This window comes from Paenibacillus sp. NPDC057967 (assembly GCF_042887015.1).
GTDB lineage: Bacteria > Bacillota > Bacilli > Paenibacillales > Paenibacillaceae > Pristimantibacillus.
In genome coordinates, this window is record NZ_JBHVQB010000006.1 from 103,399 (window position 1) to 117,164 (window position 13,766).

The following is a 13,766-nucleotide window of genomic DNA, read 5'->3' on the forward strand; positions in this document are numbered from 1 at the left end:
GCAGTATAATGGTTGTTGAGGTGAGGAGACATGCCTGAACTGCCAGAGGTAGAGACGGTTAGACGAACATTAATGGAGCTTGTCGCGGGCAAACGGATCAAATCCGTCACCGTCAAGCTGCCACGCATTATACAACGGCCTGAGGAACCGCAGCAATTCGCGGACGCCCTCGTCGGCCATACGATTCAAACGGTAGAACGCAGAGGAAAGTTCCTTCGGATCGTGCTGGACGGACTGGTGCTGGTGTCGCATCTTAGGATGGAAGGGCGTTACGGCGTCTATCCGTCCGATGAACCGGTAGAGCTGCATACCCATGTCATGTTCCACTTCGATGACGGAACGGACCTCCGCTACAAAGATGTCCGGCAATTCGGCACGATGCATATCTTTAAGACGGGCGAGGAGCTTGCGTTGCCGCCGCTGAACAAGCTGGGCATCGAGCCGCTGGACGAAGCTTTTACAGTGAATGTGCTGAAGAACAAGCTGGAGAAGCGTACGACCAAGATCAAGCCCCTGCTGCTTAATCAGGAGCTGATTGTCGGCCTCGGCAATATCTATGTGGATGAATCGCTGTTCCTGGCGCGCATCCATCCGGAGAGGTCGCCGGGCAGTCTGACCGGGGCAGAATGGAAGAGATTGCATGAAGCGATTCGCTCCACGCTTGCGCGGGCGATAGATGCAGGAGGCTCGTCTATCAAGTCCTATGTGAACGGACAAGGCGAGATGGGGATGTTCCAGCATCAATTCCTTGTATATGGAAGAAAGAACGAACCTTGCAATAGCTGCGGCAAGCCGCTGCACAAGTTTGTCGTGGGCGGCAGAGGTACGCATATCTGTACGAAGTGTCAGCCGATGAAGGAAGCAACGACGGTTAAGTCATAGTTCAATTTGCCGCTATCTGTGCACCGCAGCGGAACCCCCGCATATGATGATGTTACGAACGATAGGCGGATGCCCTGTCGCTGGTCCGTCCCGTTGGACCTGACCATGTAACAGTCATCTGCTCATGCGGGGAGGAGCTTTACGTTGATTGCACATTTGATATCGCTGGTCGTGCTTGCTTTTGCCGTTAGCTTGGATGGATTTGGCGTCGGCGTGACCTATGGCCTCAGGAAAATTCGTATCCCTTTCCTGTCGGTGTTCATTATCGCATGCTGCTCCGGATTGATTATCGGGCTCTCCATGCAAGCTGGTGGGTGGATCGGCAAGTATATTTCGGAATCTGCCGCTTCTCTTATCGGCGCCACCATACTGATCGCGATCGGCTGCTGGGCATTGATTCAACTGGTGCGGGGCAAAAGCAATGATGATCTGGAACCTGCGGCTGAGGGTATTGGAGCGGCGAACGAGCCTGCCAGAATTGCTGCAGCTGCAGAGACGGCCCAAGTGCTGAAGCTGGAGCTGAAGCGGCTGGGACTGGTCATTCAGATTCTGCGTACGCCGCAGGCGGCGGACGTCGACCGGTCGGGTACGATCTCTTCATCCGAAGCCGTAATGTTGGGTGTAGCTTTGTCGCTGGATGCATTCGGCGCTGGTCTAGGTGCTGCGCTGCTAGGGCTTCCGCCGCTTCTGACGCCGTTAGTCATTGCGGCAGCGGGCGCATTGTTCCTGGTTGCAGGCACACGGATCGGCATGCGGTTCGCGGCAAGGAAAGGCATGCATGTGCTGTCGTATGTGCCGGGTATATTATTGATTATGATAGGCATTATGAAGCTGTTATAAATGGAGGTGGTCGCAATGATCATTGGTTTGACCGGCGGAATCGCCAGCGGGAAGAGCACAGTCGGGCGTATGCTCGTCGCTCTTGGCGCTCGGCTTGTGGATGCCGATGCGGTCGCGCGCGAGATCGTGCGGCCCGGAGAGCCGGCGCTAGAGGCGATCGCCTCTCTCTTCGGACAAGCTGTCTTGCAGCCTGACGGCACGCTGGACCGCACTGCTCTGGGCAACATTGTATTCAAGGACCCGGACTTGTTGGCCAAGCTGGAGGCGATCACGCATCCGGCTGTGCGCAAGCGAATGTGGGAGCAAATACATACGTATGCGGAAGCAGAGCCTGAAGGATTGGTCATTGGAGATGTGCCGCTACTGTACGAGACGAAGCAAGCTGATCTATACGAAGGCATACTTGTGGTCTATGTTCCTCCCGAGCTTCAGGTCAAGCGGCTGATGGATCGCAATGGGATGAATGAGGAAGAAGCGCGGCGCAGAGTTTCCTTGCAGATGGATATCGAAGAGAAGCGAAAGCGTGCGGACTGGATTATTGACAACAGCGGGACGACGGAGGAGACGCAGGAGCAGGTTGTTGCGTTATGGAATCGTCTGGTCAGGACTTCCAGATGAAGAGACTGCGGATGAAGAAACGGTACGCTCTAGTGTTGGTACTAGCTCTGCTCGCCATTCTTTTTCTGAAATCAGATTGGTTGGCCTCATGGATGTATCCGGTTTATTATAAGGAAGATATACGGGCAAGCGCATCGAATTACGATCTGGAGCCTCATCTGATCGCAGCGATTATACGGGCGGAATCCAATTACGTCACGGGCCGCGAGTCGAGGAAGGGCGCTTTGGGATTAATGCAAATTATGCCGGACACGGCGCATTGGGTCGTGGAGAAGGCGGGATTCGCCAAGGTGGATGATGACATATTGCGTCACCGGGCGGATGTAAGTATCGAGGTTGGAGCTTGGTATTTGAATTCCTTGCATGTGCAATTCGAGCAAAATGCTGTGGCCGCCGTGGCTGCATACAATGCCGGACCTGGCAATGTGCGCAAGTGGCTGGAGGCTGGAAGCTGGGACGGGAGCATGGATAGCGTAAAAGATATCCCGTTTGGCGAGACGCGGCATTATGTACAACGGGTCTTTTACTATTATAATAAGTACAAAGATTTGTATCCCCGTTTCTAGGACGTATATGACCATTGAACGTTAAGGAAGCCTTGGAGAGCTTGTCTCTTCTGGACAAGCTACTCCAAGACTTTCGTTATTCATACAGATGAATCATTATTTTGTGCCGGCTAGGGATTGTTCAGCAATTTGAACCAGGCGACGGGTAATGGAACCCCCGATGGAGCCTGCGTCTCTCGTTGCCATGTTACCATAGTAGCCGTCTTGTGGGATCGCGATACCCAGCTCTTGTGCAACTTCATATTTCAGTTGGTCCAGAGCTGCAGTCGCTTGCGGCACTACCAATTGGTTGCTGCTGCGGGATTGACTCATTGTTGTTCACCTCCTTGCGGTTGGTAACTGTATTATGTGCGATATTCCAAAGTTCATTACAGGAAACGAATGGGATTTCATGGATGGAGTTAACGTGTAAGGATACAATCTGATGAAACAGTAAGTTGAAGGGAGGATATCACTATGAAATGTCCGTATTGTGACTATGCGGGAACCAAGGTATTGGACTCTCGTCCAGCCAACGAAAACAAGTCCATCCGCCGCCGCAGGGAGTGCGAGAAGTGCAATCGCCGCTTCACGACGTTCGAGATGATTGAAGAGACGCCACTAATCGTCATCAAAAAAGACGGCAGCCGCGAGGAGTTCAGCCGCGACAAAATTCTTCGCGGCCTCATTCGCGCCTGCGAGAAGCGCCCTGTGCCAGTCGAGCGCCTGGAAGTAATCGTCTCCGAGGTGGAGAAGGAGCTTCGCACGACAGCACATGCAGAGGTCGACAGCAGCGAGATCGGCGGCATCGTCATGAGCCAGCTCTATCCGGTCGACGAAGTGGCCTACGTCCGCTTCGCATCCGTCTACCGTCAATTCAAGGACATCGACATGTTCATGAAGGAGCTCAACAGCTTGCTGCATAAGCATCCGCTTAATGGCGGGGATAAGGGTTAGCGCGCGAGAGATTCTGTGCGAGAAGGGCAGGGGGAGCGTTGGTTTCTCCCTGCTTCTCTTATTGAAGCCTATCAGGTGGTGGAATGGCTCGGTGCCCGCCAAATGGCAATTGACATCGCTTTCCTGCCATGGTATGATCTATCTTGTCGCTAAATTATTATGGGGCCATAGCTCAGCTGGGAATCCATCTTGTATTGCTCACACAATCCGAGGGATGGAAACGAGCATAAGATAAATTGGGGGCTTAACTCAAGTTGTCGAATTGGGTCACAAACTAAATAAGGGGCTATAGTTTAGGGGGAAAACAGGTCGCTGGCAGCGATCAGTCGGCGGTTCGATTCCGCCTAGCTCCACCATACTTTAAATCAAGAACGGCAGAGGTGCCGTTTTTTTTGTATTCCTTTTATTTGTGTTGCAGTACTCCAGACATGTAGAGTGCTGTGTGTCGCTCGTAAGGAAGTCATATAACAGAGCCGCATTTACCTTCTATATTTGAGCCTAAGCGTGTTAGCGCTTGGGCTTTTCTTATGCAGAGATCCTGTAGAGCCAATGTGAAAGAAAAAATTTTACTTTTCATTACTCGTCATTTTCCACGTATTTGAATGGTCTTAATTCATGCGGAGAGTAATTTTCATCACTCTTAGGGGTCTTTATTTTGTACGGTATGCAAAATGTAGGCAATCCGGGTTTCTCTGAGGAGAAACCTTTGCCCCGCACGGCTTTGCAGCCTTTCTTACATCATGCCGCCCAAATCAGGCATGCCTGCAGGCAGGACCTTTATCTTTTTCCAGTTTATTTATAATTACCGCTTTGGTTATCAGGAACACGGCCGTAACGGATGCCGCGTTCTTCAGAGAAGAGTGAGTCATATTATAGTTTTATGTCGAAATAAAGTTTCACAATAAAATGTATTTGTGAAATTTATTGACGAAACATTCGAATTTGTATAATATTCAGATAGGAAACACTGTGCGATATTACTGTGCGATATTAAGCTGTCGAAGTTAAGATCTTGTGAAACAGAGAGAAATCAGGAGGAAAATTACCTATAGGGAGGAATGGGAAAAGAAATAAGGCGAATCTGTTCAGTGGCTTGGAGCGAAATACCAACATTAATAAAAGGAGCAGTGAAAATGAATCGTTTATTAGTGCGTTGTAAAGCAATATGCAGCCGGATGCTTATCGTATTCATGCTAACATCCATGTTACCTGCTATTCACGTTTCAGCGGCGGGGGTTACTCCTCCAGATTCAGATGCTTGGACACCCTATCAACAGTTCTTAAACTCGGATGTTTCCAAGAAGGAAGATATGCGTGCGACCTGGATTGTAACCGTTTACAATTCAGACTGGCCATCCTCAGCATCGTTAGCTATCACTGATACTGCAGCAAGGGTGGAAAAGCAAAAGCAAGAACTAAGCAATATCTTGGATGCGGCAGTTGCTAGCAATCTGAATGCAGTTATGTTTCAGGTTCGCCCATCTTCCGATGCGCTTTATAAATCTGATCTAGTTCCCTGGTCTACAGTTATGACAGGGACACCAGGCGGTGATCCAGGCTTTGACCCGCTTGAATATGCAATAGATGAAGCGCACAAGCGTGGAATAGAGCTGCACGCATGGTTTAATCCTTATCGTGCTGCAACTGCGGTAAATGATGCAATGGTTGCTCAACTCAAAGCACTGCCAAAGAGTATTTTCAACACTCATTTTGATTGGATTAAAAAAGCCTATGATGGTGTGTATGTAGTAGATCCAGGTATACCTGAAGCACAAGCATGGATAGCGGATAGCGTTATGGAAGTTGTTAATAAGTATGATATTGACGGCGTTCATTTCGATGACTATTTCTACCATGAGGGTAAAGCCTATGATTATGATGACAAAGCTACATTTGAAAAGTATAAGGGCGGTTTTACAGACATAGGCGATTGGCGAAGAAATAATACATACAAGCTAATCAGCGATATTTCCCAAAAAATACGTTCAGCAAAACCATGGGTACAGTTTGGAATAAGCCCTGCTGGTATGTGGGGCAATATTAAAGACGGGCATGTTAACGGTTCTCCAACTGCAGGTGGCGGACCAAACTACGATAGGGCCTTTGCAGATACGTTAAGATGGGGGAACGAGGGGCTGATTGACTACCTGACCCCACAGGTTTACTGGCCCTTTGGCCGTGATGTGGCTCCCTACGGTGTCATAGCAACATGGTGGGCGGATCACCTTACAAATCCCAATACAAAGCTTTATATGGGTATGGGATTGTATAGGGTAAATGATACAACCAATCCAACTGAAACAGGATTTTTGGATCCCTATGCCAAAGAGGAGATAATCAGGGAGATACAACTCAATACAAACTATAGGAGTGATATTACAGGCCGGGGGATCGATGGTTCATTCCTTTACCAGGGCAGCAATATTGTTCCAGGTTCAAGAATTTATAAAAAGGAAGCTGTAGAAGAGGGAGTAAGGACTGCTTGGGTGAATAAGGCTATAGCTCCAAAATCAACCTGGAAGAGCAGCGTTGCTCCAGCGATGCCCACAAACGTTACTGCCGAGGCTGTAGATGGCGTTACACAAGTAACATGGACATCTAATGATGAAACAGGCAGCACAGCATATTATGCGATTTATAGATTTGCACAGAATGAAAATCTTGATACATCAGATTCAACAAAAATAATTGCAGTTGTTGGTAAGGCTGTTGATAGTGACGGTAAAGATATAACAAGTTATACCGATACAGCTATATCAGATCCAAGCAAGGTACAGTATGTAGTCACTGCACTTGACCGCCTCCAGAACGAGAGCTCGCCAAATGCACCGACACCGGTTAGTGCAATCGATGCAGACATTACTACTGCAGCCGGTACAGCCCCGGTTCTTCCGTTATCCGTAAAGGTTAACATGACATCAGGTTCTCCGGCTAATATGATGGTAAAGTGGGACAAGATAACTGACCCTAATCTTTATTCCGCTGCCGGAAATAGCTTTGATGTAACCGGGAAAGTTATTCATGCTAACGGAACACAAACAGAAATGACTGTAACAGCACATGTTTCAGTTGTTGCACCGGCTATAAAATATATTAATCCTGTAATTGTAAGAACAGAACAAAATACTGCTCCGGTATTTCCAGCTACTGTAGATGTCATATATACAGACAGTACAGTTTCGTCACTTCCTGTTATATGGGAAACACCGGATCCTGAAGATTACAAAAACGCCGCACCTTTCGATGAATACAGAAATCCAAGTGTGAAAGGCATACAGGGAATAGTTGATGGAACAAATCTAAAAGCAGAAGGCAATTATATCGTATATCCGGCAGTTAACTTATATGCGCCCATAGCTGTTACAACTCGGGTGGGAATACCTCCAATACTTCCCCCTAGCGTTAATACCACATACACTGACGGTACAAGCTCAAGTGTAGCAGTAGTCTGGGATGATATTCCGGCAGAAAACTACGCTAGTATTAATGACTTTACCGTAAAGGGAACAGTTGAAGGTGCCGCAATGAAGGTAGAAGCTGCGGTAACTGTTGAAAGCGCTGTAAACATAGTAAGCATTGATCCGGTATATGTGAAGACAGGTATCGGCGTAGCACCAAAGCTTCCAAATACCGTTAAGGTAACCTATGATGATGGCACGAAGGACACTGTTTTAGTAACTTGGCCAATTGTGGATCCGGCTGTTGACTGCTTAACAACACACAGATTTACGGTTACAGGAACAATAAACGGTACATCCACTAATGTTACAGCTACAGTTGAAGTTGCTGCAGTCATAGTGCTGGACGACTTTGAAAATGGGGTTGTTAACAGCGGTGCTGCCCAGAGCATGATTAAGTGGACAGGCGACAGTGCCAGCAGCACACCGCCAACTTTGTCCTACGATACCGCTATAAAGCATAGTGGAAATAGTTCCTTGAAGGTTGACTATAAGTTATCCAAGGTTGCAGGTACTGCAAGCGCTTATGTTCGACCGAACCAAGGTACGGGCCTTGTGTTTAAACCCGGGGAAGTACCGCAAAAGATAGGCTTCTGGGTATATGGAAATAATGTTACAACTTTTGCTCTAAGGGCAGAGTTCCGTTCAGGAATTACTGCTGGTTCCACTAATACAAATCAAAACATTTCTAATACGCTGAATTTTACTGGATGGAAGTATCTGGAGTACACGGTGGCTCCGTCCTATCAAACTACGGGCCTTACTATAACGCTTATGCCCGGTATCGTTGCCACATCATCCAATGATAAGGTGGACAGCACCATTTATATCGATGATCTTGTGGCTGTTTATGGAAGCGAAACAAAGGATACAGCAGAAATAAGTGGGGCAATTGCAGCTGCGCAAAGCCTTTATGACAGCACAACTGCCGGTACAGGCCACGGGCAGTATCCTTTATCAGAGCGCACGGGGCTTAATGCTGCTATTGATGCTGCAGCTAGCGTTATGAACAATCCTGCAGCCGTTATGGCAGATCTTTATAGTGCTACCGATTTGCTTAACTCAGCAGTAGAGGCATATATTGCTGCACAGATTGTAAGCGAGCGACATCAAATCATAGAGGACTATGAAGACCATGGCAGCGGAAAGAGCATCGTTGACTGGATTAATGATGGAGGAAGCACTAAGCCCACTATTTCATATAATAATGATCCCAATTATGTGAAAGACGGAAATCGATCATTTAAGATTGATTATAATTTTGCGGGAACTACCGGGACAGCCAGTGCTTATGTAAAAGGGGCATCCTACCCTAACCAAAAATTGAAATTTACCGGAGAGAATACACCGAACAAAATTGGTTTTTGGCTTTATGGTAATGATGAGACGATTTTCAGCTTACGTGCAGAAATAAGAAAGGCAGACGGTTCTTCAGCCACAACTGCCAATTTCTTACCAGCCAATTCCGTGATGAAATCAGGCTGGAATTTTGTAACCTATGATGTGCCACAAGCAACTTTTAATGCATCAACGGGCCTTTTACTAAATATTATGCCTGGATTAGTTGAAACCTCTGCTGCTGGCAGAGTAAACAGTACGATCTACATTGACGACCTTACTGCAATATATAATGTTGCTCCGGCTGCAACATTAAATAAAACAGGACTGATAGGAGCGATTGCAACTGCAAAATCCCTGCTTCTTGGCGCAGTGGAAGGGACACAGGGAGGCCAGTACCCTATAGGCTCCACAGCAATTTTGAATGATGCTCTCATTGCTGCACAATCTTTGGTAAACAGCACAGTACAGTCAGATATTGATCTTGCAGCAGAAACATTAAATGCTGCAGTTAATACCTTTAAAACTTCACAAATTCCGCTAATTGATATTCAGGGTTTAAAAGCTGCGATAGATGCCGCAAAGGCAAAGCATGATCTTGCAGTTGAAGGAGCACTGCCAGGACAGTATCAAAGCGGAGCCAAGGCAGCACTGCAAGCTGCGATAGATGCAGCAAACACAGTATATAACAATGCAGGCGCAACACAAGGAGATGTTGAGGCGGCAAAAACTGCATTAGCACAAGCTGTTGCTGATTTTGACGGAATGGTGGTTTCGCCTTTAGTGACAATTGATTTAGATGCTGCGATAGCAAAGGCTAAAGCTCTGCATGATGGAGCAGTTGCAGGAACAGAACCCGGACAATATCCGCAACAATCAATTGATGATTTGTTATCGGCAATAACAGCTGCAACAACTGATAAAGCTGATGCAGAAACTCAGTCAGATATTGATCGTATATTAAACGATCTAAATCCTGCAATTAAGGCTTTTGAGGATGCAATGGTTCCATTAGATGTTGATAAAACTGAACTGATTGAGGCTATTGCAGATGCACAGGCTAAGGTTAATTCAACCGTAGTAGGGACACTTGGCGGACAGTATCCGCAAAATGCAAAAACCGCTGTTACAACCGCAATTGCAGCAGCACAAGTAGTTTTAGGCGATATTCATGCTGACCAGGATGCTATTGATGTGGCTGTAGCCGCATTAAAGACAGAAGTAGCAAAATATCTTGCAGCACGAATAGCAGCTCCATGGGATAAGTATCATGTTCCAGAGGAAACACCGGTAAACAAACGTGAGATGCGTGCTGCCTGGATAAGCACTGTTGTTAATATTGACTGGCCATCAACAGATTCATGGAAGATTGAAGACACACAAGCTCGTGCGGCGGCGCAAAAAGCAGACCTTATAAAAATTCTTGATGATCTTGCAGAAACAGGCGCCAATGCAGTGATGTTCCAAGTAAGGCCGACATCAGATGCATTTTATAAATCAGAGCTTGCTCCATGGTCATACTGGCTGACTGGAAAACAGGATGTTGATCCGGGATTTGACCCGTTGGAATTCGCAATTGAAGAAGCGCACAAGAGAAATCTCGAACTGCATGCGTGGGCTAACCCATACCGAGTTTCCATGCCGGCGGCCATGTATAAGGACGAATCAGGAAAGCCTTTATCGGACTTAAAGGCAGTAGGAGATATGCTCAGCAAGGTGCCTGATAGTATCTATGCCAAGCATCCGGAATGGGTAAAGGTTGGCACAAACCGCTTTGTCCTTGACCCGGGAATTCCAGAAGCTGCGAAATATGTTGAAGACTCCGTTATGGAAATAGTTGAGAATTACGATATTGACGGAATACACTTTGACGATTATTTCTATGTTGGCAGCAATGGCGGTTTTGATGCCGGTTATAGTGATCAGAGCACATATGATACCTATGCCGACAAAACGGAGTTTCCGAAGATTGAGGATTGGCGCAGAAATAACACATATACACTGGTTAAAAATCTGCATAATAGAATAAACGCAGAAAAACCGTGGGTTAAATTTGGGATTAGCCCGGCAGGTGTATGGGGCAACATTAAAGACGGACATCCGGATGGTTCTGAAACTTCGGCCGGAATACCAAACTATGACCGTGCTTATGCAGATACTAAGAAGTGGGTTTTAGAAGAAATCATCGACTATATAACCCCACAGGTGTACTGGACATTTGCAAATTCAGCTGCAGGGTATGGAGTTGTTTCATCATGGTGGTCTGATTTGCTTAAAAACAACCCTGATGTAAAAACACAGCTATATATGGGTGTAGGTTTGTACTGGCTAGATCCTAAGGAAGCAGCTACTGATAAATATTGGACTACCGAAGGTGTTGGCGATCAAGAAATTGCACGTCAGCTTAAGTTCAATGCTGCAAATCCAAATATAGACGGTACGATGATCTTTACGTATAACTCATTTAAAGCTAATTCGCCTAATGCTAATTCTGCTGCATCACTTATTAAGAATGACTTATGGGCGACCAAAGCCCTTATGCCGGCAATGCCTTGGAAGGGTGGAGTTGCACCTGAGGCTCCGGTATTAGTAAATGCAGCATTCGAAGACGGGAGCCATACAATTAGCTGGCAGGATAATGATGAAAACACAGCATATTATGCCGTTTATCGTTTTGAAGATAATGAGGCTGTAAACATTAACAATCCTGTTAAATTGATTGCTACAGTTCGTAAGAGTGAGACAGGTCTGCAAAGCTATATTGATCATACAGGAAAACCAACAAGCAATTATGTTGTGACTGCATTGAACAGGCTGAGCGACGAAAGTATTCCGTCAAATGAAAGCACTCAATTGCCAATAATTGATACAACTGCATTGGACAGCGTTATAGTAGCAGCTGTGGAACTAATGGATAATGCTGAGGTTGGTACAGAAGCTGGGCAGTATCCACAAGAGGCAATAGATGCCTTAACTGCTGCAGTAACAATTGCATCGGCTATAAAGGATAATGCCAAGACCCAGGAAGAGATTGATCGTGCAGTGGAAGGCTTGAAAGTCGCAGTAGAAAGCTTTAAGGCTGCACAAATACCGGATCCGAATGTTAAAGTCGAGAAAGTGAGCCTTGATAAAGAAACGCTTCAATTAAACGTTGGCGGTGTTTACCAATTAAACGCGATTATCACTCCATCAGGAGCAGCTAACAAGAATGTAACATGGACATCAAGCGATGATGGAATTGCAGCAGTTGATAACACCGGTAAGGTTACAGCAATAGCAGAGGGTATAGCTGTTATCACAGTGACAACTGAGGATGGAAATAAAACAGCAACCTCTGTTGTAACTGTAAGCATGCCATCCGAGACAATTGATACAACTGAATTGGATAATCAAATACAAATAGCTACAGATTTAAGAGACACGGCAGCAATCGGTACAAATCCCGGGCAGTATCCGCAAAGTGCAAAGGATGCCTTGGAAGCTGCAATAACAGCTGCATTAACTGCCAAAGCGGATGCAAAGACCCAGGAAGAGATTGATCGTGCAGTGGAAGGCTTGAAAGTCGCAGTAGAAAGCTTTAAGGCTGCGCAAATACCGGATCCGAATGTTAAAGTCGAGGAAGTGAGCCTTGATAAAGAAACGCTTCAACTAAACGTAGGCGGTGTTTACCAATTCAAGGCGACTATCACTCCATCAGGAGCAGCTAACAAGAATGTCACATGGACATCAAGCGATGATGGAATTGCAGCAGTTGATAACACCGGTAAGGTTACAGCGATAGCAGAGGGTATAGCTGTTATCACAGTGACAACTGAGGATGGAAATAAAACGGCAACCTCTGTTGTAACTGTAAGTGAACCATCAGAGTCAATTGATACAACTGAATTGGATAATCAAATACAAATAGCTACAGATTTAAGAGACACAGCAGCAATCGGTACAAAGCCCGGGCAGTATCCTCAAAGTGCAAAGGATGCCTTGGAAGCTGCAATAACAGCTGCATTAACTGCCAAAGCGGATGCAAAGACCCAGGAAGAGATTGATAGCGCAACTGTAAACTTAAAAAGTGCTGTAGCAAGATTTATTGCCGCAAAAATACCAGCAAAAGTGATACATGTTCCGATACATGTTACAGGTGTAAGTCTTGATAAGCAGACATTGGAACTGAAGATTGGCGATGAATCTCAGCTGACAGCAGCTATTAGGCCAAGTAATGCTGACCTTATGGAGGTGACATGGAAATCCAGCAACGAAAATGTTGCAATTGTTGATCGTACAGGTAGAGTTGTAGCAAAAGGCAGCGGCACAGCAATAATTACAGTAACAACAACAGATGGAAATATGATTGCAACTTGCATTGTGAATGTAAGTGATCCGGCAACAGAAGAAGAGGAAACTAAGCCTGAAGAGAACGTTGAAGTCAAATTTAGCGACATTCTAGGCCACTGGGCGGAAGCAAGTATTAAACTTGCAGCGGCTAAGGGCATTATCAGCGGCTATGCTGACGGCACGTTCAAGCCGAAGAGCGAGGTTACCCGCGCCGAGTTTGCAGTCATGCTGGCTCGCATGCTGAACTTGCAAGGAAACGGAGCCGAGCTGGAGTTTAACGATAAGGCAGCCATCGGCTCGTGGGCGAAACAAGGCATCGCTCAAGCTGTGCAAGCTGGAATCGTGAAAGGCTACTCCGATGGCAGCTTCAGACCGAACGCGAAGATCAGCCGCGTCGAGATGGTGACGATGATCGTGAATGCGCTTGGTTTCGCCGACAACTCCAAGGCAACAACTGTATTTGCGGATGACGCGGAGATCCCGGCATGGGCTAGTGCGGCAGTCGCAGCGGCAGTTGAGAACGGGCTCGTTCAAGGCGTTGGCGGCAACAAGTTCGCTCCGAATCAAACGGCAACAAGAGCCGAGTCGGTGGTCGTTCTGCTTAGAGCGCTAGAGTTCGCAAGTAAATAAAGCTGAAATCGATTAGTAAAACCAGGCCCCCGGCAATTGAGCCGGGGGCCTGGTGATTGATATAACTGGTGATTGGAAAGCGACCTTGAATGCAGATGGTAGGTTAGTCTGCCAATCAATCAAACGAGTCCGTAATATCTCACCAGATCAAAAAAGCAGGTGGAGTTAA

Annotated in this window: 7 protein-coding genes and 1 tRNA gene; 7 read left to right on the forward strand and 1 reads right to left on the reverse strand. The window is 46.7% G+C overall.

Translation table 11 applies throughout. The annotated features are described in order from the left end of the window. Positions 1 to 30: 30 nt before the first annotated feature. The 4 genes from mutM to ACFVSO_RS16725 all read left to right on the forward strand — a co-directional run bounded on the left by mutM (position 31) and on the right by ACFVSO_RS16725 (position 2,906). Positions 31 to 882 (forward strand): DNA-formamidopyrimidine glycosylase, encoded by an 852-nt coding sequence (gene mutM, locus ACFVSO_RS16710; protein ID WP_387475518.1) that lies wholly within the window; start codon positions 31 to 33, stop codon positions 880 to 882. A gap of 144 nt (positions 883 to 1,026) precedes the next feature. Next, positions 1,027 to 1,722, forward strand: a complete 696-nt coding sequence (gene ytaF, locus ACFVSO_RS16715) for a sporulation membrane protein YtaF (RefSeq protein WP_387475520.1) — start codon at positions 1,027 to 1,029, stop codon at positions 1,720 to 1,722. 15 nt (positions 1,723 to 1,737) lie between these two features. After that, positions 1,738 to 2,340: a dephospho-CoA kinase gene (gene coaE, locus ACFVSO_RS16720; RefSeq protein WP_387475522.1), complete on the forward strand. Its 603-nt coding sequence runs from the start codon at positions 1,738 to 1,740 to the stop codon at positions 2,338 to 2,340. After that, on the forward strand, positions 2,337 to 2,906 hold the full coding sequence (locus tag ACFVSO_RS16725) for a lytic transglycosylase domain-containing protein (RefSeq protein ID WP_387476218.1): 570 nt from the start codon (positions 2,337 to 2,339) through the stop codon (positions 2,904 to 2,906). The genes coaE and ACFVSO_RS16725 overlap by 4 nt, the downstream gene beginning before the upstream one ends. A 96-nt stretch (positions 2,907 to 3,002) precedes the next feature. Here the strand turns inward: ACFVSO_RS16725 and ACFVSO_RS16730 are convergent, their stop codons facing one another. Next, the gene (locus tag ACFVSO_RS16730; RefSeq protein ID WP_119802496.1) at positions 3,003 to 3,218 is read right to left on the reverse strand and encodes an alpha/beta-type small acid-soluble spore protein; all 216 of its coding nucleotides are present in this window, start codon (positions 3,216 to 3,218) and stop codon (positions 3,003 to 3,005) included. A 144-nt stretch (positions 3,219 to 3,362) separates the two neighbouring features. On the opposite strand from ACFVSO_RS16730, the gene nrdR reads away from it, so the two are divergent. The 3 genes from nrdR to ACFVSO_RS16745 all read left to right on the forward strand — a co-directional run bounded on the left by nrdR (position 3,363) and on the right by ACFVSO_RS16745 (position 13,597). Then, positions 3,363 to 3,842, forward strand: coding sequence for a transcriptional regulator NrdR (gene nrdR, locus ACFVSO_RS16735; protein WP_119802497.1), 480 nt, complete (start codon positions 3,363 to 3,365; stop codon positions 3,840 to 3,842). Between the two features lie 282 nt (positions 3,843 to 4,124). Further along, positions 4,125 to 4,198 (forward strand) — tRNA-Ala (locus ACFVSO_RS16740). A gap of 777 nt (positions 4,199 to 4,975) precedes the next feature. Continuing rightward, positions 4,976 to 13,597, forward strand: coding sequence for a family 10 glycosylhydrolase (locus tag ACFVSO_RS16745; RefSeq protein WP_387475525.1), 8,622 nt, complete (start codon positions 4,976 to 4,978; stop codon positions 13,595 to 13,597). Positions 13,598 to 13,766: the final 169 nt, after the last annotated feature.

Bases quoted from the DNA above. Each gene is read 5' to 3' on its own strand.
- mutM (WP_387475518.1), top strand. From the start codon at position 31: ATGCCTGAACTGCCAGAGGTAGAGACGGTTAGACGAACATTAATGGAG.
- coaE (WP_387475522.1), top strand. From the start codon at position 1,738: ATGATCATTGGTTTGACCGGCGGAATCGCCAGCGGGAAGAGCACAGTC.
- ACFVSO_RS16725 (WP_387476218.1), top strand. From the start codon at position 2,337: ATGAAGAGACTGCGGATGAAGAAACGGTACGCTCTAGTGTTGGTACTA.
- ACFVSO_RS16730 (WP_119802496.1), bottom strand. From the start codon at position 3,218: ATGAGTCAATCCCGCAGCAGCAACCAATTGGTAGTGCCGCAAGCGACT.
- nrdR (WP_119802497.1), top strand. From the start codon at position 3,363: ATGAAATGTCCGTATTGTGACTATGCGGGAACCAAGGTATTGGACTCT.
- ACFVSO_RS16745 (WP_387475525.1), top strand. From the start codon at position 4,976: ATGAATCGTTTATTAGTGCGTTGTAAAGCAATATGCAGCCGGATGCTT.